The organism is Cellulomonas chitinilytica, from assembly GCF_016862675.1.
In the GTDB taxonomy this organism is placed as follows: domain Bacteria; phylum Actinomycetota; class Actinomycetes; order Actinomycetales; family Cellulomonadaceae; genus Cellulomonas; species Cellulomonas chitinilytica.
The window spans coordinates 93,727-116,865 of the sequence record NZ_BONK01000001.1; the positions used below are offsets into that span (position 1 = coordinate 93,727).

The window sequence follows — 23,139 nt, forward strand, 5'->3', positions numbered from 1 at the left end:
CGCCCGTCGAGCGTCCGATACTTCCGTTGCGTTCGACCGACGAATGCATCGTGCCCGCTCGCGCCCACGGTCGTCCACAACGCGGACCTCCGCTCCCACCAGGCGAGACGCACGACGGCGGGCGGACCCCACCAGGGCCCGCCCGCCGTCGCCTCCACCCGTCAGCCGTGGTGAGGGGTCTGCGGCCCCCTCACCACCGCGTCACCACCAGCCGTGCCCCGACGAGTGGCCCGGCGAGGCCTTCTCGACGAGCACCGCCACGGTCCGCGCCGGCACGGTCACCGTGCCCGTCGCCGTCGCCCACGTGGTCGAGCGGACCACCGGGTCGCTCCCCCGCGCCTGCACCGGCGACAGCTGCAGCCGGTGCCCTGCCAGGCCGGCCACGGTCTGCGTGGTCGGCTCGTCCGAGGCGTTGACCACGACCAGCACGCCCTCGAGCGACCGGTCCACGTCGTGGCTCCAGCACCGCGTCCGCGGGTCCCAGCCGGCCCGGTCGTCGATCCGCATGACGACCACGCCCGGGTCGGCCTGCGCCCCCGACCCCGGGAACGACACCTTCTGCTCGATGAGGTCCGCCGAGCCCAGCCGGAACAGCGGGGTCGAGAACCGCAGCCGCAGCAGGTCGTCCGCAGCCTTCGACGCCGTGGCGATGTCCGCCGCCGTCGGCTTGAGCGCCGCGTCCTCGAGCAGCGGCTGCTGGAACGGCCACTTCGACTCGTTGTCCGCCTTCGGCGGCAGGCCGCGGCCGAAGCCGTTGTCCTTCCCCGACAGGTCGAGGCTGTTGAACCAGTCGCCCGAGTTGAAGCTGTTCCGGTCGAGCGACTTGCTGCGCAGCAGGTCGGCACCCGCGTGCCAGAAGCTCGGCGTCTGCGCCAGCGCGGTCGTCGCGAGGCTGACCGTGTTCATCCGCACGCGATCGGCCATGGGCGTGGACGTCGGCAGCTTGTACGTCAGCGAGTCCCACAAGGTCTCGTTGTCGTGCGCGTCGACGTACGTGATCACCTCCTCGGGCGAGTCCGCGTAGCCGGCGGGCTGGCCGTTGTAGTCGATCTCGCTGCCCTTCTGGACGGTGCCCGCGCTCGTCTCGAACGCGAAGTCGCGCAGGTTGCCCGCCATCCCGAGCCGCACCAGGTCGGCGTCGTGCTGGGCGCGCGCCGCCTGGTCCGCGGCCGACCCGTTGACCGGGTCGCCGTTCGGGTCGGTGCCGCCGCCGGAGCCGAAGCCCTGGATGCGGGGGTTGTCGTCGAACGGGCCTCCCCCACGGACGGCGTCGCGCAGCCGGTCGGAGAACGTGCCGATGCCCGTGCCGCCGAGCTGCCCCTGCGTGGCCTGGGTGAACAGGGCGTTGTCCGCGACCTCGCCGAAGTTCCAGCCCTCGCCGTACAGGTAGACGTTCTTGCCGTTCACGCCGTCCTTGCGGGGCGTGAGCGCGTCGAGCGCCTTCCGGACTGCCTTCATGTTGTCCACCGAGTGGTGGCCCATGAGGTCGAAGCGGAAGCCGTCGACCTTGTAGTCCTTGGCCCACGTGACGACCGAGTCGACCATGAGCTTGCCGGCCATGGCGTGCTCGGTGGCGACGTTCTGGCAGCAGGTCGACGTCTCGACGGCGCCCGTCGCGTTGAGCCGCTGGTAGTAGCCCGGCACCACGCGGTCGAGGACCGAGCCGGGGTTCTGCCCGCTGGCCGTCGTGTGGTTGAACACCTGGTCGAGGACCACCTGCAGGCCGTCGTCGTGCAGCGCGCCGACCATCGTGCGGAAGTCGGCGACCCGGCCGCCGCCCTCCTGGTGCACGGCGTACGAGCCCTCGGGCGCCTGCCAGTGCAGCGGGTCGTAGCCCCAGTTGAACCCGTCCGCGTCCGCCACGGCCATGACGCAGGCCTGCTGCTGGTCGGAGTCCGGCGGGAACGACGCGAGGTCGCAGTCGGGGGTGGCCTGCGCGCTGCGGTCCTCCTCGATCGAGGCGATGTCGAACGTCGGCAGCAGGTGCACCGTCGTCAGGCCCGCGTCGGCGAGCTCACGCAGGTGCTTCGTGCCCGCGCTGCGGTCGGCGAACGCCAGGTACGTGCCGCGGTGGGCGGCCGGCACCGTGGTGTCGCCGATCGAGAAGTCGCGCACGTGCAGCTCGTAGATCGTCTGGTCCACGGGCTTCACGACGGGCTGCTTCGCCTTCTCCCACGCCTTCGGCCGGTAGGCCGGGTCGTCGAGGTCGACGAGCACCGAGTGCGTGCTGTTCAGGGTCAGGGCGACCGAGTACGGGTCCGTCACCTGGTTGACCTCGACCTTGTCCGTGGTCGGCGCGTAGACCGTGACCTCCCAGAGGTACGCGGCGCCGGTCCACTGCTTCCTGCCGTCGACCGTCCACGAGCCGTCGGGCTCCTGGTGCGCCGCGACGCGCGTCGGGGTGCCCGACGTGTCGACGCCCGTCTTCGTCGCGGGCCAGACGAGCAGGTCGACGTCCTGCGCCGTCGGCGCCCACAGGGCGAGGTGCGGCGTGCCGCGCGACCACGTGGTGCCGAGCGCGCGCTTGCCGGCGGCCTTGGCGTACAGGTCGTCGAGCACGCCCGGGACCTGCACGCCCGTCGCCGCCTGCAGGGTGCCGTCCGACGCCGCCTGCGTGACGAGCAGCTCGCCGCGCAGCAGCTCCTTGGCGGCCGCCTTGTCGGCGCCGACGTGCAGCGCGACCGATCCCGCGAGCTGCGGGAACCGGGCGAGCTGCTTGTCCGTGAGACCCCCGGCGTCGTACGTGAGCGGCACCGGGGTGCCGTCGTCACCCGTCACCGCCCCGTCGACGACCGCGAGCGCGCCCGTCGCCGAGGAGTGCAGCCGCCAGGCGAGCGTCGTCGGGTCGACACCCGCGAGCAGGTCGGCAGGCCACGCGATCGTCGACGCGTCGACCCACTGCGCCGCCGACTGACCCGTGCCCGGCAGCGGCGGCTCGCTGACCTCGACCGTCAGGACGTGCGTCGCGAGCACGTAGGAGAACGTCACGGGCTTGCCGCCGGGCGCCGAGAACGGGATGTTCGCGCCGCCGGGTGCGCCGCCCGCGCCGTAGTTCTCGTCCCACGACAGGTTGTGCGCGACCTTCACCTCGTACGCACCCTCGGGCAGCTTGTCGGTGGTGAACGTGGACGTGCCGTCGCCGTCCGGGTCCTCGAGCAGAGTCGCGAGGCAGTCGGGGGCCCAGTCGCCCTCGCAGCCGAGCTCGCTGTTCGTGGAGCCGGGGACCGTGAGGATCGGGCCCTGCGCGGTCGACGTGAACCAGTGGGTCACCGGGTCGTAGTAGAACGTCACGGGCCCGTCGGCGGCGAGCGTGTACGTCACGTTCGCGCCGCCGGGGGCGCCGCCCGCGCCGTAGTTCTCGTCCCACGAGCCGCCGACCGCGACCTTGTACTCGTACGTCCCGGCGGGCAGCGTGAACGTGCCGGTGTAGATGCCGTCCTTGAACGTCGCCAGCTGGGCCTTCGTGCAGTCCGGCTGCCAGTCGCCCGGGCATCCCATCTCGGAGTCGTGGCTGCCGGGGACGGTGACGAGCAGGTCGCCGCCACCGCCGCCGCCCTGGGTCTCCTCGCCGTCGACCCGGTTGCCGACCGACGCGAACGTCGAGCCCGCGGCCCGGTGACCGGCGGCGTCGACCGTGACCGCGCGGTACTCGACGAGCGTGCCCGGGGCCAGGCCGTCGAGGTCCGCGAACACGCCCGGGCTGGTCGTCTCCGACGTCCCGAGCGTCGTCCAGGCGTCGTCACCGACGGCGCGGTACGCGAACGAGGTCTGGCTCCAGACGTCGTCGGGCACGTCCGCGCTCACCGGCACCTGACCGCTCAGGCCGGAGCCGGGTGCCGGTGCGGTCAGCGTGACCGGCCCGGCGGCGGCCGGGGCGCCGACCTCGGCGTCGGCCCGCAGCACGATCGCGCCGAGCGCGGGGATCGTCACGGACACCGTGCCGTCGGCGGCCGCGGTGACGCCGGTCGTCGTGCCGAAGAGCGCGTCGAAGTGCGCGCCCGGCGTGAGGGTGTCGATCGTGACCGTCGTCGGGGACGTGCCGTTGTTGAGCGCGACGAGGTGCTCGACCTTCTCCGCGGCGTCGACGCGGCTGAACGCGTACACCGCGCCGTTCGAGTACCGCTCGATCTGGGCGCCGTCCTTGAGGGCCGGGGTGCTCTGCCGCAGCTCCGCGAGCGCCTTGATGTGCTGGTAGAGCACGCTGTCGGTGTCGTAGCGGTCCACCGAGCCGGCGGTCGTGCCGTCGAGGAGCGGCTGGTTCGCGTACTCGTCGACCTGCGTCGCGAACAGCGACTGCCGGGCGTCCTTGTCGCTGCCGTTCATCGACCCGGCGCCCTCGAAGCCCTGCTCGTCGCCGTAGTACACGACCGGCTGGCCGCGGGACAGGAACATGAGGTCGTGCGCGAGCTCGCTGCGCGCCTGCGGGTCGGAGCCGTTGCGGACGAAGTAGCCGATGCGGCCCATGTCGTGGTTGCCGAGGAACGTCGGCAGGGCCTGCGCGTTCGTCGTCGGGGTGAGGTACCGGTCGTCACCCTGGTACAGCGTGTGCAGCAGGCCGGCCGACGAGCCCTGCGCGTAGTTCGACGCGGCCGACTGGAACGTGAAGTCGAGGACCGCGTCCATGTCGCTGTCGCGCAGGTACGGCGAGAGCTTGACCGGGTCGGCGTCGTACACCTCGCCGAACATGAAGAAGTCGGGGTTGCCCTGGGCGGTCGCGTGCGCGTGCACGGCGGTCGTGAACTTCTGCCAGAACTCGAAGTTCACGTGCTTGGCGGTGTCGATGCGGAACCCGTCGACGCCGAGGTCGACCCAGGAGTCGTAGACGTCCACGAACCCGTTCACGACCTGCGGGTTCTCGGTCATGAGGTCGTCGAGGCCGGAGAAGTCGCCGTACGTCGTCGACTCACCGGTGTAGGTCGAGTCGCCCCGGTTGTGGTACAGCGTCACGTCGTTCAGCCAGTCCGGGACCTTGACGTGCGCGTCCTCCGGCTTGACCACGGGCGTGTACGGGAACGACGTGGCCGGGTCCATCGTCGGGAACGCGTCGGTGCCCGCGTAGGTGTGCGGGTCGAACGCGTTGCCGGCCGCGTCCTTGTACGGGCTCGTGCTCTGCGGCACGTACGTGTACTGCTGCTGCGCGTAGTCGATGACGTCCGCGGTGTGGTTCGTGATGATGTCGAAGTAGACCTTGATGCCGCGCGCGTGCGCGTCCGCGATCAGCGCCTCCAGCTCGGCGTTCGTGCCGAGGTGGGGGTCGATCTGCGTGAAGTCGGTGATCCAGTAGCCGTGGTACCCGGCGGACACGTTCACGCCGGTGCCCTGCACGGGGCGGTTCTTGAACGACGGGGTCAGCCAGATCGCGGTCGTGCCGAGGCCCTCGATGTAGTCGAGCTGGTCCCGCAGGCCCGCGAGGTCGCCGCCGTTGTAGAAGCCCTTGTCCGTCTTGTCGAGGCCGGTCGTGAGCCGGTCGCCCGTGAGCCCACCCGTGTCGTTGGACGGGTCGCCGTTGGCGAACCGGTCGGTCATGGCGAAGTAGAAGGTGTTGCCGGCGCCCGGGTCCCGGACGGGGTCGGCGACGATCGCGGCGTCCTGCGCGGTGTAGTCGCCGGCGAGGTCGAGCGGGGTCAGCGCGGTGCGGTGCGTCGCGTCGTCGTACGTGAAGCGGATCGTCGACGGCCCGGCGACCACGAGCGGGGTGTCCGCGCTGCCGCCGTCGCCCCCGTACGACTCGTCCCAGGTGTCGTTCAGCGCGACCTTGTAGTGCCACGTGCCGGCGGGGACCTCGAGGTCCGCGCTGTACCGGCCGCTGCCGTCCGCGACGAGCTCGGTCGCCGCGCACTCGGGCTGCCAGTCCGCGGAGCAGCCGAGCTCGCTCTGCAGGTCGCCGACGAGGGCGGCGGTGCGGTCGGCCGCGGCGGCGGGTCCCGCGGCGACGGCGGCCGCCGTGCCCGTGAGGGCGAGCACCACCGCGAGCGACGAGAGGCCTGCGACGGGTCGGGACAGGACGGGCATGGGGCGCGACATGGCGACTCCTTCGTCGTCCCGGCACGGCCGTGTGCCGGGGGTCAGCGCCGACCGTACCGACTTGCCGCAACTTGCAGCAAGGGTTTCAGACCAATCGGTGAGATCGGCACGAAGAGGACGCTATCGACGCTGCCCGGGACCGCATCCGGTGGCGGGCGCTGCGGCGCCCGCCACCGGCCGAGGACTCAGCTGCCCAGGCTGAGGTCCCCCACGCGGACCGTGGAGTCGAACACCAGGTAGACGTCGTGCCGGCCGTTCAGCGAGCCGTGCGAAGGGCCCTGGCCGTGGCCCTTCCCCGGCCCGCGCCCGTCGTCGAGCGCCGCCGTGACCGTCGCGTACGTGTACCTGTCCCCTGTGCTCGCCACGGTCGCGGTCCCGACGAGCCGTCCGGTCGGCGAGTCGAGACGGACCTGGATGGTGCCGTTGCCGGCGTCGGCCTTCGCGACCGCGGCCGTGAAGGTCCGGGCCCTGTCGAGGTCGGCGTCCTTGAACGCCACCCAGCTGCCGGCGGCCGTCTGGACGGACGTGCCGGACTCCTTCGACCGGTCCACGAGCTCGATGCCCCGGTACGCGTCGAAGTTCTGCGCCTGCGTGACCTTCGACAGGTCGCGGGCGGGGATCTTCTCGCCCTTGACCTGCACGACGGCCTTCTGCCGGATGTCGGCCGACGACGCACCGACGAGCACGTCGTACGCGCTCGTCTCGACGACCCACTTCTCGCGGGTCACGTCCCAGTGGGCCAGGTCGGCCACGGGCACCGAGAGCTCGACGGTCGTGGTCTGCCCCGGGTCGAGGCTCACGCGGTCGAACGCGCGCAGCTGCTTGACCGGCTGCGGGTCTCGCGAGTCGCGCTGGTGCGTGTAGAGCTGCACCACCTCGTCACCGGTCCGGCGGCCGGTGTTCGTGACGTCGACCCGGGCACGCAGCGTGCCGTCCGCCTTCTTGTCCACCCGCAGGTGCGAGTACCGGAACGACGTGTAGGACAGCCCGTACCCGAACGGGTACAGCGGCTTCGTCGTGTCGTACAGGTACGTCTGGCCGCTCGAGATGATGTCGTAGTTCATCAGGTCCGGCTGGAGGTCCTGCGAGCTCTTCGGCCACGTCTGCGTGAGCCGCCCGGCGGGGTTGGTGTCGCCGAACAGCACGTCCGCGACGGCGTGCCCGGTCTCCTGGCCGGCGTGCGTGGTCCACACGATCGCCGGGACGTGGTCCTGCAGCCAGGTGATGGTGTCCGGGTAGCTCGTCTGGAGGACGACCACCGTGCGCGGGTTCGCCGCGACGACCGCCTCGACGAGGGCCTCCTGGCCGGCGGCCAGGCCGATGTCCGTGCGGTCGTGGTCCTCACGCCCGTTGATGAACGGCTGGCTGCCGACCACCACGACGGCCACGTCCGCCGCCTTGGCCGCTGCGACGGCCGCCTCCGTGCCGCTCGCGACGAGCTCGCGGGAGAACTCCGTCGCCGTGTCCGCGGTCGCGGCGCCCAGCGCGAGCGCGCCGTTCGCGTCGATCGTCAGGTACTGCTTCCCGTACGACGGCGCCCAGCTGTACGCCGACTCGTAGCCCGCGTACTTCAGCACGACGTTGCCGTCGGGCCGGTCCTCGATCGTGAACTGCTGCTGCACGAACCAGCCGTTGGGCTGCGCCTGGTCGTTGGCGAAGCCGCTCCAGTTGTAGCCGACGTACTTGCCGTTCGCGGCGCTGCGGAGCGTGACGATGCCGCTGCCCCAGTCGAAGACGTCGAACTGCGCGGTCGCGTCGGCCGTCGTCGCACCCTCGGTGATCGCCGCGCCGGACTCCCCCGCCCCGCCGGACAGGTACTTCCCGGTCGCGGGGTCCTTGAGCGCGATGCGGTCGACGCCCTCGGTCCCGGTGACCGTGCCGCCGGCGCCGATGCGCTCGGTGATGCCGTCGAGCGCGGTCACCGTGTAGGGCGGCGTGCCGCCGTACCAGTCGGTGTACGTGGTGTCCGCGAGCGGGCCGACCACGGCGACGCTGTTCGTGCGGTTCGCGTCGAGCGGCAGGGCGTTCTTCTGGTTCTTGAGCAGCACCATCGCCTCGCCGGCCGTGGTGCGGGCGAGCTCCCGGTTCGCGGGCGTGTCGACCGCATCCATCGTGATCCCCGCGTACGGGCCGCCGTCCGGGTCGAACTCGCCGAGCCGGAACCGGATCGACAGCTCGTGCGACGCCGCGGTGTCGATGTCCTCCTGGGTCAGCAGGCCCTGGGCGAGGGCCGACTTGACCGCGGCGATCGTCGGCTGCGGGTTGTTGTCGTTCACCGTGTGGTTGTCGAGGCCGGCCTTGATGAGGGCGGCGTCGGCCTCGGGCTGCGTGTCGTAGTAGTCCTCGGAGTCGACGAGGTTCGCCGGGGCGTTCGCGTCGCTCACGTTGAACAGCGTCTTGTCGGTCCAGGACCGCACGGTCGAGTCGAGGGTCGGGTCGACGGTGGCCGGGCGGCCGTTGACCAGGTTGTACGACGCCATCACACCGGTCGCGGCGTCCGCGCTGATCGCCGGCTCGAACGCCTGCTCGTCGTACTCGTGCAGCACGCGCGGCGGGACCGACGAGTTGCTCGTGTCGCGGTGCACCTCGTTGTTGTAGGCGAGGTAGTGCTTCAGCGTCGGGGCGGTCTTCAGGTAGAACGGGTCGTCGCCCGACATGCCCTTGCCGTACGCGGTCGAGATCGCGCCGGTGAGCAGCGGGTCCTCGGAGTAGCCCTCCTCGTTGCGGCCCCACCGCGGGTCCCGCAGCAGGTTGACGACGGGCGCCCACAGGTTGAGCCCCCACATGCCGGGATCGGTGGTGTGGTACCCGCGCGCCTCGTCACCGACCACGGTCCCCACCTGGTGCAGCAGGTCGGTGTCCCAGGTGCTCGCCAGCCCGACGGCCTGCGGGAACGTCGTCGCGGTCGCGGTGTGCACTACGCCGTCGGCCGGCGACGTGGTCCACGCCAGGCCGTGCACCGCCTCGGTGCCGCTGCGGAAGTGCCCGATGCCGAGCCGCGGCACCGGCAGCGGGAACTGGTGCAGGAGGGAGATCTCCTCGTCCTGCGTGAGCCTGCCGAGCAGGTCGTCGATGCGCGTCTGCAGCGGCAGGTCGGGGTCACGGAACGGGTAGTCCTCCGCCTGGGCGGAGGTGGTCGGCACGAGCCCGACGAGCGCCAGGCAGACGACGCCCGGCACCGCCCAGCGGCGCCTCGGTGCGATCCTCACAGCAGGAACCCCCTCGATCCACGGCGTCGCTGCGCCGCACAGGTGTGGTGGTTCGCCATCCGTCAGGGCAGGGGGATGCCGCCGCACGACGAGGTGCGGTGGTGCGAGCGGGGGCCGGCGCCCGGGTGCGATCTTCCGACGGCTCTGACGGTCGATGACGAGGGACGGTGCCGGGTATCGAAGCGCTTCGACGCCCGGCACTGACGACCGTAGGGGCTGTCCGTTACGGGTGTCAACGGGCGGATTCAGGTACCCCGCACGTTCGACCGCACCGGGTCCTCACGCGCCGCGCAGGCGCTCCAGCCGCTCGGCCAGGCCCTCGACGGCGTCGTCCGCGACCTCCACGAGCTTGTCGCGGCTCGTCGCCCCCGACACCAGCGTCACGTGCCGCGGTCGCACCCCGAGGGCGTCCGCCAGCGCCCGCAGCGCCGCCTCCGTCGCGGCACCGTCGACGGCGCGCGCCGTCACCGCGACCACCAGCCGGTCCCCGTGCAGGCCGCCGACCGCCGTCCGCGACGCCCCCGGGCGCACCCGGACCGCGACGCGCACGGTCCGCCCGCCGTTCGTCCGCCCGCTCGTCCGCCGGTCAGACCAGGCCGAGCACCCGGACCGCGTCCCGCTCCTCCACGAGCTCCGCGACCGACGCGTCGATCCGCGCCCGCGACGACCCGTCGACCTCCAGGCCCTGCACGATCCGCCACGCGCCGCCCTCGGACGTCACCGGGAACGACGAGATGAGCCCCTCCGGGACCCCGTACGACCCGTCCGACACCACACCGGCCGACGTCCAGTCCCCCGCCGGCGTGCCGTGCACCCAGGAGCGCACGTGGTCGATCGCCGCGTTCGCCGCCGACGCCGCCGACGACGCACCCCGCGCCTCGATGATCGCCGCGCCGCGCTTCGCGACCGTCGGGATGAACGTGCCGGTCACCCACGCGTCGTCCGCCACGACCTCGAGCGCGGGCCGACCACCGACCGTCGCGTGCGACAGGTCCGGGTACTGCGTCGCCGAGTGGTTGCCCCAGATCGTGACGCGCGCGATGTCCGCGACCCTCGCCCCCGTCCGCGTCGCGAGCTGCGACACCGCCCGGTTGTGGTCCAGGCGCGTCATCGCCGTGAACCGGTCCGCCGGCACGTCCGGCGCGTGCTGCTGCGCGATGAGCGCGTTCGTGTTCGCCGGGTTCCCCACGACGAGCACCCGCACGTCGTCCGCCGCGCCCGCGTTGATCGCCTCGCCCTGCGGCTTGAAGATCCCGCCGTTCGCGGACAGCAGGTCGCCGCGCTCCATGCCCGCCGTGCGCGGGCGCGCCCCGACGAGCAGCGCCACGTTCGTGCCGTCGAACGCGGCCCGCGCGTCGTCGAAGATGTCGACGCCGTCGAGCGTCGGGAACGCGCAGTCGTCGAGCTCCATCGCGGTGCCCTCGGCCGCCTTGACCGCCTGCGGGATCTCGAGCAGCCGCAGCCGGACCGGGGTGTCCGCACCGAGCATCTGGCCGGAGGCGATGCGGAACAGCAGCGCGTAGCCGATCTGGCCGGCGGCACCGGTGACAGTGACGTGGACGGGCTGGCTCACAGGCGCGGCTCCTTCGGTCGGCCACCGGGGACGGCGGCGCTGGCGTCGGCGGCGCCGGCAGTCAGGACCGGCGCGCTACGGGCACGCTACCCGCACACACGACGACGGCGCCCGCCCGGGATCCGGGTGGGCGCCGTCGTGCCGTGCGGTCGCGCTGGCAGGTCAGGCCAGCTTCGCCGCCAGGTTCTTGTCGAGCGTCTCGAGGAACTCCTCGGTCGTCTGCCACGCCTGGTCCGGGCCGACGAGCACGGCGAGGTCCTTCGTCATGGCGCCGCTCTCGACCGTCTCGATGACGACCTGCTCGAGCGTCTCCGCGAACTGGGTGACCTCGGGCGTGCCGTCGAGCTTCCCGCGGTGCTTCAGACCGCCCGTCCACGCGAAGATCGACGCGATCGGGTTCGTCGACGTGGGCTTGCCCGCCTGGTGCTGGCGGTAGTGGCGCGTCACCGTGCCGTGCGCCGCCTCGGCCTCGACCGTCTTGCCGTCCGGGGTCATGAGGACCGACGTCATGAGGCCCAGCGAGCCGAAGCCCTGCGCGACCGTGTCGGACTGCACGTCACCGTCGTAGTTCTTGCACGCCCAGACGTAGCCGCCCTCCCACTTCATGGCCGCGGCGACCATGTCGTCGATGAGGCGGTGCTCGTACGTGAGGCCGGCGGCGTCGAACTGGTCCTTGTACTCGGCGTCGAACACCTCCTGGAAGATGTCCTTGAACGCGCCGTCGTACGCCTTGAGGATCGTGTTCTTCGTCGACAGGTACACCGGGTAGCCCCGCTGCAGGCCGTACGCGAACGACGCCCGCGCGAAGTCGCGGATCGAGTCGTTGAAGTTGTACATGCCCATCGCGACGCCGCCGCCGTCGGGGTACGTGACGACCTGCTGCTGGATCGGCTCCGAGCCGTCCGCCGGGGTGTACGTGAGGGTCAGCGTGCCGGCGCCGGGGACCTTGAAGTTGGTCGCCTTGTACTGGTCGCCGTGGGCGTGACGGCCGATGATGATCGGCTTGTTCCAGCCCGGCACCAGGCGCGGGATGTTGCTGATGATGATCGGCTCGCGGAAGACGACGCCGCCGAGGATGTTGCGGATCGTGCCGTTCGGCGAGACCCACATCTTCTTCAGGCCGAACTCCTCGACGCGCGCCTCGTCGGGCGTGATCGTCGCGCACTTGACGCCGACGCCGTGCTCCTTGATGGCGTGCGCCGCGTCGATCGTCACCTGGTCGTCGGTGGCGTCGCGGTTCTGGATCGACAGGTCGAAGTACCGCAGGTCGACGTCGAGGTACGGGTGGATCAGGCGGTCCTTGATGAACTGCCAGATGATGCGCGTCATCTCGTCGCCGTCGAGCTCGACGACCGGGCCGACGACCTTGATCTTCGCCATGCGGGATCTCCTGTGATGGGGACTGGTGAGGAGGCCGGCCAGGACGGCGGTGGTGACGCAGCGCGGGCCGGCGCGGGTCCGGGGACAAGATTACTCGACGTCGAGAGATCTCACGGAACCGGGGCACAGCGGTCGCACAGCGAAAGCGTCCGCTGCACGGCTGTTCCGTGACCTGGGCCGACGTGTCCTGGCATGCTGGGGCGCATCAGCACGGCGAGCCCGACGAGCGCTCCAGCCCTCGTCCGCAGCCGTCCGCCCGCACGACACACGACAGGACCCACATGTCCAACGACACCCCTGACCAGCCCGCCGGCACGCCCGGCCCCGAGGACGTCAGCGCCGCCGCTGCCGGTGACGCCCCCGCTCCCGCCGCTCCCGCGCCGGTCGAGCCTCCCGCCGCCGAGCCCGCCGCCCCTGCGCCGGTGGCGCCCGCGGCGCCCGCGCCCGTGGCCGCCGAGCCCGTGGCCGCCGAGCCCGAGGCCGAGGTCGACTACGACGCGTACGTCGTGCCGGCCGGCACGGTCGTGACGGCCGGCCCGGGACTCGTGTCCCGGGTGGGTGCCGAGGCCTTCGGCACGTTCTTCCTGGTGCTCGCCGGTGTCGGCACCGCCCTGTACGCCCAGGTCACCGGCGCCGGCGCGCTCGCCGTCGCTCTCGCGTTCGGCGTGGCCGTGCTCGCCGGGATCGCGGCCGTCGGCCACATCTCGGGCGGCCACTTCAACCCGGCCGTGACGTTCGGGGCGGCCCTCGCCGGCCGGACGAGCTGGAAGGACGTCCTGCCCTACTGGGTCGCGCAGCTCGTCGGCGGTGCCGCCGCCGCGTCGGTGCTCTACGTCGTCATCACGACGCTGCCGGCCCTCGACGCGAACGAGAAGAGCTTCTTCTCGTCCGTCGCGAACGGCTACGAGGCGCACTCGCCCATCGCGGCCCAGACGCAGGGTGAGGGCTTCTCCTGGATCGGTGCCGGGCTGATCGAGCTCGTCGTCGTCGCCGTGTTCGTCGGCGTGATCCTCGCCGTCACCGACCGTCGCTCCGCCAAGGGCAACGCGCCCGTCGCGATCGGCCTGACGCTGACGGCGCTCATCCTCGTCGCGATGCCCGTGACGAACGCGTCGCTCAACCCGGCGCGCTCCGTCGCGACGGCGATCTTCTCCGAGAGCTGGGCCTGGAACCAGATCTGGCTGTTCTGGGTCGCACCGCTCCTCGGCGCCGCGATCGCCGCGCTCGTCTACCGCGCGTTCGCCGCGGAGCCCGTCGAGGACAACCTCCTCGAGGAGGACGACGTGTACGTCACGACCGACGACGTCGTCGTGGTCGAGGGCCGCTGACCGACCGCTCGCACGACGGACGCCCCGGGCCGATCGGCTCGGGGCGTCCGTCGTCACCGGCTCAGGTGATCGGTGCGGGGGTCGGCGCGAGGAGTCCTCAGCGCGAGCCCGCCGGCAGGATCTGCGCGAGGAACGCGATGCCTCCCGCGAACGTCAGGAGCACGAGCACGTCGAACGGCCGGGAGCGCACCGAGACCGCCACGGGACCGGGCGACGGCAGGACGAGGCGTACCACGGCGCACACCGCCGTCACCGCCGCCAGGGTGAACGCACCCGCCCGGGTGCTGACCAGCAGCGCGACCGCGACGGACACCACGATGCCCGCGCTCGTCCACCACAGCGACGCGTTCTTCGACGCCTGCAGCGACGCCCGGGCGATGGTCCGCGGGTCGAGGGCCTGCTCCTCGACGGGCACCGGCCCGGAGCCGGCGGGCGGCTCGGCGGGTCGCCCGACGGGGCCGCCGTGCACACGCTCCTGGACCATCGATCACCCCTTTCCCGGGGAGACTACCGTTGCGCGGGTGACGGCCCGGACCCCAGACCCGACTGCCGCGCCCGACGCGCCCGCCCTGCACCGCCACGTCCCGCCGCCCGGCCACGTCGCCCTGCCCCGCCACGCCGCCCCGCCGCGCCACGTCGCCCTGCCCCGCCACGTCGCCGTGGCCGGCGCCGGCCTCGCAGCGACGCAGACCGTCGCCGCGCTGCGCGAGTCCGGCTTCGACGGGCGGGTCACGGTCCTCGGCGCCGAGGTCCTCCCGCCGTACGACCGGCCGCCCCTCTCCAAGCACCTGCTCGACCGGCCGGGTCCGACCTGGCTCGCCGACGAGGTGGGGGTCGACCTGCGCGCGCTCGCGGACGACGTGCGGCTCGGCACGCCCGCGACCGGGCTCGTCGTCACCGGGGACGGTGTCGAGCTGGCGACGGCGGACGGCACCGTCGCCGCGGACGCCGTGGTGCTGGCGACCGGGGCGGCGGCGGTGCGACCGGCCGGGTGGTCGGCGGCGCTCACCCTGCACACCGCCGACGACGCGCAGGCGCTCCGGGAACGGCTGGCGCCGGGCACGCGGCTCGTCGTCATCGGCGCGGGGTGGATCGGGGCCGAGGTCGCCGGGGTCGCCGCGGCGGCCGGGGTGGACGTCACGGTCGTCGAGGCCGCGCCCGGGCCGCTGGGGTCCGCGCTCGGGCCGGCCGTCGGAGGGCTCACCGCCCGCTGGTACGCGACCGCGGGCGTGCGGCTGCTGTGCGACGTGCAGGTGGTGGACGTGCGGGCCGACGGGGTCACGCTCGCCGACGGGCGGGCGCTGCCCGCCGACGTCGTCCTCGCGGCGGTGGGCGCGCGACCCGCCACCGCGTGGCTCGACGGCGCCCTCCCCCGCGAGCCGGACGGGTCGCTGCGGGTCGACGAGGGGTTCGCCGTGATCGGCGCACCCCGGCACGTGCGGGCCGTCGGTGACGTCGCGCTGCGCCGCTCGGCACGCCACGGCTGGGTGCCCGGAGGGCACTGGGACGGCGCGCTGCGCGGCCCCGAGGGGCTGGTCACGGACCTGCTCGGTCTCGACGGGCAGCTCGCGGACGTGGCGCCGTACGTGTTCTCGACGCAGCTCGGCCACGAGCTCGCGCTGTTCGGGCAGCCCCGACCCGGCGACGACGTGGTGCTGCGGGGCGACCCGGGCTCGACCGACGGCTGGTCGGCGGTGTGGTTCCGCCCCGGCGCCGACGACGCGGCCGCGATCCTCACCGTCGACCGCCCGCGGGACGTCGGGGCCGCCCGGCGGCTCTTCGGCGCCCGCGACCTGCCGCGCCTCGACCGGCGGCTCGTCCGCGACCTCGATCACCCGCTGCGCGAGACCGCCCTCGCCTGACGCCCGGCCGCCGCAGACGCCCCGGAGGGCGTGCGGCGGCCGTGCGTGCGGCGGCCGGACGCGGCCGGTCAGTGCGCGAAGTGGCGGGTACCCGTGAGGTAGAGCGTCACCCCGGCGGCCTGGGCGGCGGCCACGACCTCCTCGTCCCGGACCGACCCGCCGGGCTGCACGACGGCCCGGACACCGGCGTCGAGCAGCACCTGGAGCCCGTCGGCGAACGGGAAGAACGCGTCCGACGCGGCGACCGCGCCACGCGCCCGGTCTGCACCGTCGGCGTTCGCCCGCTCGACGGCCAGCCGGCACGAGTCGACCCGGTTGACCTGCCCCATGCCGACCCCGACGGACGCCCCGTCGGCGGCGAGCAGGATCGCGTTGGACTTCACCGCGCGCACCGCCCGCCACGCGAACACCAGGTCGGTCAGCGTCGCCTCGTCGGCGGGCTCGCCCGCGGCGAGCGTCCACCCCTCGGCCGTGTCGCCGTGGGCGTCGAGACGGTCGACGTCCTGCACCAGCAGGCCGCCGCTCACGGCGCGCTGCTCGCGCCGCGCACCGGCGTCGAGGCCCGTGACCCGCAGCAGCCGGACGTTCTTCTTGCGGCTGAGCACCTCGACCGCCTCCGGCTCGAAGTCGGGTGCGACGACGACCTCCGTGAACACGGGTGCGATCTGCTCGGCGGCGGCGGCGGTGAGCGTGCGGTTCGTCGCGATGACGCCGCCGAACGCCGACACCGGGTCGCACGCGTGCGCCTTGGCGTGCGCGTCCGCGACGTCGGCGCCGACCGCGATCCCGCACGGGTTCGCGTGCTTGATGATCGCGACCGCGGGGGCGTCGTGGTCGTGCGCGGCCCGCCAGGCGGCGTCCGCGTCGACGTAGTTGTTGTAGCTCATCTGCTTGCCGTGCAGCTGCTCGGCGCCCGCCAGGCCACGGCCCGCGGCGCCGTCCGGCGTGAGGTACAGCGCGGCGCCCTGGTGCGGGTTCTCGCCGTACCGCAGCACGTCCGCGCGCGTCCACGTGGCGCCCGCGAACGTCGGGAACCGGTGGGACGCCGCGTCCTCGTCGGGCGCGTAGTCCCCCGCGAACCAGGACGCGACCGCGACGTCGTAGGCGGCCGTGTGCGCGAACGCCTGCGCCGCGAGCGAGCGGCGCTGCGCCAGCGTGAAGCCGCCCTGCGCCACGGCCGCGGCGACGTCCGCGTACCGCGCGGGGTCGACCACGACGGCCACGCTCGGGTGGTTCTTGGCCGCGGCCCGCACCATCGACGGCCCGCCGATGTCGATCTGCTCGACGCACTCGTCCGGGCCGGCACCGCTCGCGACCGTCGCGGTGAACGGGTACAGGTTGACGACCACGAGCTCGAACGGCGCGATGCCGAGCTCGTCGAGCTGCGCGAGGTGGTCCGCGCGGCGGGTGTCGGCGAGGACCCCGGCGTGCACGCGGGGGTGCAGCGTCTTGACGCGGCCGTCGAGGCACTCGGGGAACCCGGTGAGCTCCTCGACGGGGGTCACCGGGACGCCCGCCGCGGCGATCGTCGCGGCCGTGGAGCCCGTGGACACGAGCTCGACACCGGCGGCGTGCAGGGTCGTCGCGAGCTCGACGAGCCCGGTCTTGTCGTAGACGCTCACGAGGGCGCGGCGCACGGCGCGCCGGGCGGTCTCGTCGGCGGGGGTGCTGGGCACGGGCACGGAGGCGGACATTCGCTCACTCCTGGGTCGACGCGGTCTGCGGTGGGACCCAGGCACCCAGGCGGGCGGTGCTCTGCAGGGGACTTCGGCCGCTCCCCGGTGGTTCTCCCCACCTGCGCCAGTCACGACCGTGCACGAGTGTAACCGGGGAGCGCGGGCCCCCGGGAGCCGCCGGCCCTACGCGCCGATACGCACGGTGCGGCCCTCGACGACGAGGCCGTGCCTGACGATCCGCCCGACGACGTCCACGAGCAGCGTCCGCTCCACGACCTTGATCCGCTCGTGCAGCGTGCCCTCGTCGTCGCCGTCGAGCACCGGGACGGCCTCCTGCGCCAGGATCGGGCCCGCGTCCACGCCCTCGTCGACCACGATCACGCTGCAGCCGCTGACCTTCACGCCGTACGCCAGCGCGTCGCGGACACCGTGCGCACCCGGGAACGACGGCAGCAGGGCGGGGTGCGTGTTGACGATCCGGCCGCCGAACCGCCCCAGGAACGACGCCCCGACGAGCTTCATGAACCCCGCGAGCACCACGAGGTCCGGCGAGAAGACGGCGACCGTCTCGGTGAGCGCCGCGTCCCACGCCGCCCTGTCGTCGAAGTCCTTCAGCGACACGACCGCGGTCGGCACACCCGCCTCGCGCGCGATGTCGAGCGCCGCGATCCCCGGCCGGTCCGCGACCACCCCGACGACGCGGCCGCCGAACGCCGGGTCGTCGTGCACCGCCAGGAGCGCCGCGAGGTTCGACCCCGTGCCGGAGACGAGGACCACGAGCCGCCCGGCGGTCCGCGTGGGTGGCAGGGGCGGACGGGGCGTCTCGGGGTGCGGCGCGTTCACGCGGGCGACCCTACCCGGCCGGGGCCGGGGCCGACGCCGGACGTCCGACGACCACCACGTGGACAGCCGATGACCAGGACGCCGGGGCAGTGGGCGAGAATGCCGGGGTGAGCAACCCGTACGCCCCGCCGGAGGACCGTCCGCGCACGCCGGACGCGCCGCCCGCCGGACCGCAGGCCGCGCCGCCCGCCGGACCACCGGTCGCGCCGACCGCCGGACCGCAGGCGCCGTCCTCGAACCCGGTCGGGCCGCACCCGGCGGCGAGCCACGACGGGCGCCGCGGCGGCGGGCCGGGCGTCCCGCCCGACGGGGGCCCGGCGGGCGACGTCGCGCCGACCGACGCGCCGGCCGTGGCACGCAGCATCGGCCTCGCCCGGACCACCGGTCTGCTCGTGCTCGCCACCGTCGTCGTGGTGTCGTTCCCCGTGCCGTGGCAGGCCGCGTCGCTCGGGTTCGCCCTCGCCGCCGTCGTGACGGCCGTCCGCGGGCTCGGCATCGCCGTCCGCGGTCGCGTCCGCGGAGGCGTCCCGGCCGTGCTCACGGTGCTGCTGCTGGTCGCGGGGATGCTGTCGCTCGCGTCGGCCAGCATGCTCGTGCTCTGGGGGCCGCAGCGCGACCACCAGGCCTGCCTCGCGGGTGCGCTCACGGTGTCCGCGAAGGCGCAGTGCGAGGCCCAGTACCGTCAGGACATCGAGGACTGGCGGGTGTCGCTCGAGGAACGCTCCCGGCGCCCCTGATCCGATCGCGCGGCCGGGCCACCGGACGCGCCGCCCCGGTTCGACGTCGCGTCCGACATCGCGTCCGACGTGGCAACCGAGGCGGGCCGCAGACCTGCCACCAGCCGGCGTCGCACCGCCCGGTCCGCCGGCAGCGCCGCGACCGCCGCGCCGGCGGTCACCCACGCCCCCACCAGCAGGCCCACGAGCCACCCCTGGGCACCGACGTGCGCCATGCGCCCCGGCCCGACACCCCCGCTCGCGAGCGTGACCAGGACAGCGGCCGCCGCGGCGACGACACCCCCGAGCACCCCGACGGAGGCCGCCGACGACCACCACGGCCCGCCCGTCGTCCTGCGGTGCACGTACCAGCCGGCCAGCACGCCGACGAGGACCAGCAGGGCCGGAGCGCCCCAGGTCGCGGGGCCGACCGCCTCGGGCGTCGGCAGCGCACCGAGCATGGGCACCGCGGGCAGCGGGGCGGCGACGACGCCGTCGGGCGCGAAGCTCGTCCCGGCGCCCACCGCGAAGCCGGGCCCCGCGAGCCAGGCGAGCGCCCACACCACGAGGTTCGGCACGAACGCCAGCTCGGCGACCGCGAGGACGATCCCCCCGACCGCGTCGAGCCCGAGGCCACGCACCACGTCGCCGATCGTCGCCCGGCCGGCGACCACCCACAGCGTCGTCAGGAGGGCCGCCGCGAGCACGAGGAGCGCGAGCACGAGGACCCCCGCGGCCGCACCGACCCGCACGGGGACCGCCGCACGCGTCCACACCGGCCGGGTGAGCCGGCGCCACGACAGGGCCTCCGGCCGGCGGAGCAGCCCCAGCCCGAGTCCCGCACCGGCCACGACCGCCGCACCGACCGCCGCCCGCAGGCACGCGACCGGCGAGGCCCCGACGAGGAGCGCCACGACCACGGCGAACGCGACGTAGGCGAGCACGCCCGCCCAGAACCCGGTCCGTGTCGCCGTCCCGGACCTGCGCGCGGAGGCGTAGCAGGTGCAGACGGCCAGCAGGGTGACCCCCAGCGGGACGAGGGTCACCGTGACGCCGCCGACCTGCGTCGGCATGCCGTGCCCGAGGAGCCACACCGACGCCCCCACGCCCACCGAACGCCACCAGCTCACGCCCTCGTTCGTCGGGTCCGCCGACGTCGCGACGAACGCGGCGATCGCGGGCAGCACGATGGCCAGCAGCGACAGGACGGCCGCCTGCGCCGCGGCCAGCGCACCGGTGGCCCACCGGGGGGCGCCGTCGATCGCGCTCGCGAAGAACTGGGGGCGCGACGGCACGTCGTCCGACAGCACCCGCCGACGGGGACGCTGGACGACCGGGGTGGCCCCTGTCCGGGGGCCGCTGCCACTCACCGGGTCATCCTCCCTGGGCCGGGGCGCCCACGGCCGGACCGGGGTCGGCGCGTCGTCACCTCGACCCGATGCCGGCGTGCGTCCCCGGACGGCCGACGACCCGGCGGGCACAGGGCCTCACCGGGTCGTCGGTGCTCCGTCCGCGGGGACGGGCGGGGTCAGGAGAGCAGCGCGCGGGCGAGCTGCGCCGTCTCGGACGGCGTCTTGCCGACCTTGACGCCGGCGGCCTCGAGGGCCTCCTTCTTCGCCTGGGCGGTGCCGGACGAGCCCGACACGATCGCGCCGGCGTGGCCCATCGTCTTGCCCTCGGGGGCCGTGAAGCCCGCGACGTAGCCGACGACCGGCTTGGTGACGTGCTCGGCGATGAACGCCGCGGCCCGCTCCTCGGCGTCGCCGCCGATCTCGCCGATCATCACGATGACCTCGGTGTCGGGGTCCGCCTCGAACGCGGCCAGCGCGTCGATGTGCGTGGTGCCGATGATCGGGTCGCCGCCGATGCCGATGGCCGTCGAGAACCCGAAGTCCCGCAGCTCGTACATCATCTGGTAGGTCAGCGTGCCGGACTTCGACACGAGGCCGACGCGGCCCGGGCCCGTGATGTCGGCCGGGATGATGCCGACGTTCGACTTCCCGGGGCTGATGAGGCCGGGGCAGTTCGGGCCGATGAGCTGCACGCCCTTGTCCTGCGCGTGCGCGAAGAACTCGGCCGTGTCGTCGACGGGGACGCCCTCGGTGATGATGACGACGAGCGGGACGCCCGCGTCGATCGCCTCGATGACCGCGCCCTTGGTGTGGGCCGGCGGCACGAAGATGACGGACACGTCGGCGCCGGTCTTGTCGACGGCCTCGGTGACGGAGCCGAAGACGGGGACGTCGACGTCACCGAAGGACTGGGTCGTGCCCGCCTTGCGCGGGTTGACGCCGCCGACCACGTTCGTGCCGGAGGCCAGCATGCGGGTCGTGTGCTTGGTGCCCTCGGAGCCCGTCATGCCCTGGACGATGACCTTGGATGCCTCGGTCAGGAAGATCGCCATGGTGGTGTCTGCTTCTCTCTGCGTCTGGGGTTCGATCAGGCTGCGGCGTTGGCCAGCTCGGCCGCCTTGTCGGCGCCGCCGTCCATGGTGTCCGCGAGCACGACGAGCGGGTGGCCGGCCTCGGCGAGGATGCGGCGGCCCTCCTCGACGTTGTTGCCGTCGAGACGGACGACGAGCGGCTTGTTCTCCTCGTCGCCGAGGATCTCGAGCGCGTGGACGATGCCGTTCGCGACCGCGTCGCACGCCGTGATGCCGCCGAACACGTTGACGAACACCGACTTGACCTGCGGGTCCGTGAGGATGATGTGCAGGCCGGCCGCCATGATCTCGGCGCTCGCGCCGCCGCCGATGTCGAGGAAGTTCGCCGGCTTGACGCCGCCGTGCTTCTCGCCGGCGTAGGCCACGACGTCGAGCGTGCTCATGACGAGCCCGGCGCCGTTGCCGATGATGCCGACCTCGCCGTCGAGCTTGACGTAGTTGAGGTCCTTCTCCTTGGCGGCGGCCTCGAGCGGGTCGGCCGCGGCGGTGTCCTCGAGCTCGGCGTGGTCCGGGTGGCGGAAGTCGGCGTTCGTGTCGAGCGTGACCTTGCCGTCGAGCGCGACGATCTCGCCGTCCTCCGTGAGGACGAGCGGGTTGACCTCGACGAGCGTGGCGTCCTCCTGGTCGTACACGTGCCACAGCTTCTGCAGCACGGCGGCGACCTTGGCGGCGATCTCGGGCGACGTCTTCTCGGGGAACCCGGCGGCGGCGACGATCTCGTCGGCCTTCGCCTGGTCGATGCCGGTGCGCGGGTCCACCGCGACCCGGGCGAGCGCCTCGGGACGCTCGACGGCGAGCTGCTCGATCTCCATGCCGCCCTCGACGGACGCCATCGCGAGGTAGCGACGCTCGGCCCGGTCGAGCAGGACCGAGAAGTAGAACTCCTGCGCGATCTTCGCGCCCGCGGCGATCATCACGCGGTGCACGGTGTGGCCCTTGATGTCCATGCCGAGGATCTCGCCGGCCTTCTCGGCCGCCTCGTCCGCGGAGCGGGCGAGCTTGACGCCGCCGGCCTTGCCACGGCCACCCGTCTTGACCTGGGCCTTGACGACGACCACGCCGCCCTCCTCGCCGAGGAGCTGCTGCGCACCCGCGCGGGCCTCCTCGGAGGTGGTGGCGACGACGCCGCCGAGCACGGGCACGCCGTGCTTCTCGAACATGTCACGTGCCTGGTACTCGAACAGGTCCACCTGGTCCGGTTTCCTCTCGTTGACCGGCGATCCGCGTCCTCGGTCCGGCCGCTTCGCCCCGATCGATGGTAGCCGCCGGGCGAAGATATCTTCACATCGAGAGATGTGGCGTTCGCGACCTCCGGGCACCCCGCGGCGGCTAGCGTCCAGGCACCGGATCTGACGAGGAGCGATGCCTGTGCCCGTGCCGACGCCCGTCTCGGTCCCGCTCCTCGCGCGCACGCCGGAGCGGTCCGCCGTCCTGGCGGCGGTCGCCGCGCGGGTTCCCGACCCCCGGAGCCTGGGTCGTCCGGTGCTGGTCGCGGTGGACGGCGTGGACGGCGCGGGCAAGTCGGTGCTCGCCGCCGAGCTGGTCGCGGTGCTGCGCTCCGCCGGCCGCACGGTCGTCGCGGCCTCCGTCGACGGCTTCCACCGACCCCGGGACGTGCGGTACCGGCGCGGGCGGACCTCCCCCGAGGGGTTCTGGGCCGACTCCTACGACTACGACGCGCTGCGCACCGAGCTCCTGGACCCGTTCGCGCCAGCGGGGTCGCGCCGGTTCCGCCGGGCGGTGCGGGACGTCGCCACCGACACCGCCCTCGACCTGGCACACGAGACGGGCTCCGACGACACCGTGCTCGTCGTGGACGGCATCTTCCTGCAGCGCGCCGAGCTCGACGCCTGGTGGGACGTCACCGTGTTCCTGCAGGTCGGGTTCGACGAGACCTTCCGCCGGATGGCGGCGCGCGACGGCTGCCCGCCCGACCCGGCGGACCCGGCGAACCGCCGCTACGTGGACGGTCAGCTGCGCTACCTCGCCGAGCGGGACCCGGCCGCGCGCGCCGACGTGCTGGTGGACAACTCCGACGTGGGGCGCCCGGTGCTGCTGCGCGGCTGACCGCCACCGAGCCCTCCG

15 protein-coding genes and 1 riboswitch are annotated in these 23,139 nt (G+C 73.5%); of the genes, 4 read left to right on the plus strand and 11 right to left on the minus strand.

The window, feature by feature from the left end; translation table 11 throughout:
* Positions 1–201: 201 nt before the first annotated feature.
* The 5 genes from pulA to Cch01nite_RS00470 form a co-directional block, all read right to left on the minus strand.
* Positions 202–6,024, minus strand: a complete 5,823-nt coding sequence (gene pulA / locus Cch01nite_RS00450; RefSeq protein WP_239069689.1) for a pullulanase-type alpha-1,6-glucosidase — start codon at positions 6,022–6,024, stop codon at positions 202–204.
* A 185-nt stretch (positions 6,025–6,209) separates the two neighbouring features.
* Positions 6,210–9,233 carry a glycoside hydrolase family 3 protein gene (locus Cch01nite_RS00455; protein WP_203747209.1) on the minus strand — a complete coding sequence of 1,008 codons (3,024 nt, stop codon included), beginning with the start codon at positions 9,231–9,233 and terminating at the stop codon, positions 6,210–6,212.
* A 279-nt stretch (positions 9,234–9,512) separates the two neighbouring features.
* Positions 9,513–9,782, minus strand: a complete 270-nt coding sequence (locus tag Cch01nite_RS00460; RefSeq protein ID WP_203747212.1) for a DUF167 domain-containing protein — start codon at positions 9,780–9,782, stop codon at positions 9,513–9,515.
* Positions 9,783–9,819: 37 nt separating this feature from the next.
* The gene (locus Cch01nite_RS00465; protein WP_203747215.1) at positions 9,820–10,806 is read right to left on the minus strand and encodes a malate dehydrogenase; all 987 of its coding nucleotides are present in this window, start codon (positions 10,804–10,806) and stop codon (positions 9,820–9,822) included.
* 162 nt (positions 10,807–10,968) lie between these two features.
* Positions 10,969–12,186 (minus strand): NADP-dependent isocitrate dehydrogenase, encoded by a 1,218-nt coding sequence (locus Cch01nite_RS00470; RefSeq protein ID WP_203747218.1) that lies wholly within the window; start codon positions 12,184–12,186, stop codon positions 10,969–10,971.
* A gap of 281 nt (positions 12,187–12,467) precedes the next feature.
* Here Cch01nite_RS00470 and Cch01nite_RS00475 point away from each other — a divergent pair, with 281 nt between their 5' ends.
* A complete protein-coding gene (locus Cch01nite_RS00475) occupies positions 12,468–13,514 on the plus strand; it encodes an MIP family channel protein (protein WP_203747221.1) in 1,047 nt (348 codons plus the stop codon).
* 97 nt (positions 13,515–13,611) lie between these two features.
* Here Cch01nite_RS00475 and Cch01nite_RS00480 read toward each other — a convergent pair whose 3' ends face one another.
* On the minus strand, positions 13,612–13,998 hold the full coding sequence (locus Cch01nite_RS00480; protein WP_203747224.1) for a DUF3017 domain-containing protein: 387 nt from the start codon (positions 13,996–13,998) through the stop codon (positions 13,612–13,614).
* A 37-nt stretch (positions 13,999–14,035) separates the two neighbouring features.
* Between Cch01nite_RS00480 and Cch01nite_RS00485 the strand changes: the two genes are divergently transcribed.
* Positions 14,036–15,376 (plus strand): NAD(P)/FAD-dependent oxidoreductase, encoded by a 1,341-nt coding sequence (locus tag Cch01nite_RS00485; protein ID WP_239069690.1) that lies wholly within the window; start codon positions 14,036–14,038, stop codon positions 15,374–15,376.
* Between the two features lie 68 nt (positions 15,377–15,444).
* Here the strand turns inward: Cch01nite_RS00485 and purH are convergent, their stop codons facing one another.
* Both purH and purN read right to left on the minus strand, forming a co-directional pair.
* Positions 15,445–17,070 carry a bifunctional phosphoribosylaminoimidazolecarboxamide formyltransferase/IMP cyclohydrolase gene (gene purH / locus Cch01nite_RS00490; RefSeq protein ID WP_203747230.1) on the minus strand — a complete coding sequence of 542 codons (1,626 nt, stop codon included), beginning with the start codon at positions 17,068–17,070 and terminating at the stop codon, positions 15,445–15,447.
* A 36-nt stretch (positions 17,071–17,106) separates the two neighbouring features.
* A riboswitch (ZMP/ZTP riboswitch) is annotated at positions 17,107–17,194 on the minus strand.
* 41 nt (positions 17,195–17,235) lie between these two features.
* Entirely contained in the window at positions 17,236–17,895 is a 660-nt protein-coding gene (purN, locus tag Cch01nite_RS00495; RefSeq protein WP_239069691.1) for a phosphoribosylglycinamide formyltransferase, read from the minus strand.
* A gap of 107 nt (positions 17,896–18,002) precedes the next feature.
* On the opposite strand from purN, the gene Cch01nite_RS00500 reads away from it, so the two are divergent.
* Positions 18,003–18,632 (plus strand): hypothetical protein, encoded by a 630-nt coding sequence (locus Cch01nite_RS00500; RefSeq protein WP_203747233.1) that lies wholly within the window; start codon positions 18,003–18,005, stop codon positions 18,630–18,632.
* On the opposite strand, the gene Cch01nite_RS00505 is transcribed toward Cch01nite_RS00500, so the two are convergent.
* From Cch01nite_RS00505 to sucC, 3 genes are all read right to left on the minus strand, one after another.
* Positions 18,578–19,921, minus strand: coding sequence for a cell division protein PerM (locus tag Cch01nite_RS00505; RefSeq protein ID WP_203747236.1), 1,344 nt, complete (start codon positions 19,919–19,921; stop codon positions 18,578–18,580). The two genes, Cch01nite_RS00500 and Cch01nite_RS00505, sit on opposite strands and share 55 nt — an antisense overlap.
* A gap of 218 nt (positions 19,922–20,139) precedes the next feature.
* Entirely contained in the window at positions 20,140–21,015 is an 876-nt protein-coding gene (sucD, locus tag Cch01nite_RS00510) for a succinate--CoA ligase subunit alpha (RefSeq protein ID WP_203747239.1), read from the minus strand.
* A gap of 35 nt (positions 21,016–21,050) precedes the next feature.
* Positions 21,051–22,244 carry an ADP-forming succinate--CoA ligase subunit beta gene (gene sucC / locus Cch01nite_RS00515; RefSeq protein ID WP_203747242.1) on the minus strand — a complete coding sequence of 398 codons (1,194 nt, stop codon included), beginning with the start codon at positions 22,242–22,244 and terminating at the stop codon, positions 21,051–21,053.
* A 172-nt stretch (positions 22,245–22,416) separates the two neighbouring features.
* Between sucC and Cch01nite_RS00520 the strand changes: the two genes are divergently transcribed.
* Positions 22,417–23,121, plus strand: coding sequence for a nucleoside/nucleotide kinase family protein (locus Cch01nite_RS00520; RefSeq protein WP_203747245.1), 705 nt, complete (start codon positions 22,417–22,419; stop codon positions 23,119–23,121).
* Positions 23,122–23,139: the final 18 nt, after the last annotated feature.

Excerpts from the sequence above, each read along its gene's own strand:
- pulA (WP_239069689.1), bottom strand. The coding sequence starts at position 6,024 with ATGTCGCGCCCCATGCCCGTCCTGTCCCGACCCGTCGCAGGCCTCTCG.
- Cch01nite_RS00470 (WP_203747218.1), bottom strand. The coding sequence starts at position 12,186 with ATGGCGAAGATCAAGGTCGTCGGCCCGGTCGTCGAGCTCGACGGCGAC.
- Cch01nite_RS00475 (WP_203747221.1), top strand. The coding sequence starts at position 12,468 with ATGTCCAACGACACCCCTGACCAGCCCGCCGGCACGCCCGGCCCCGAG.
- Cch01nite_RS00480 (WP_203747224.1), bottom strand. The coding sequence starts at position 13,998 with ATGGTCCAGGAGCGTGTGCACGGCGGCCCCGTCGGGCGACCCGCCGAG.
- purH (WP_203747230.1), bottom strand. The coding sequence starts at position 17,070 with ATGTCCGCCTCCGTGCCCGTGCCCAGCACCCCCGCCGACGAGACCGCC.
- sucD (WP_203747239.1), bottom strand. The coding sequence starts at position 21,015 with ATGGCGATCTTCCTGACCGAGGCATCCAAGGTCATCGTCCAGGGCATG.
- Cch01nite_RS00520 (WP_203747245.1), top strand. The coding sequence starts at position 22,417 with ATGCCTGTGCCCGTGCCGACGCCCGTCTCGGTCCCGCTCCTCGCGCGC.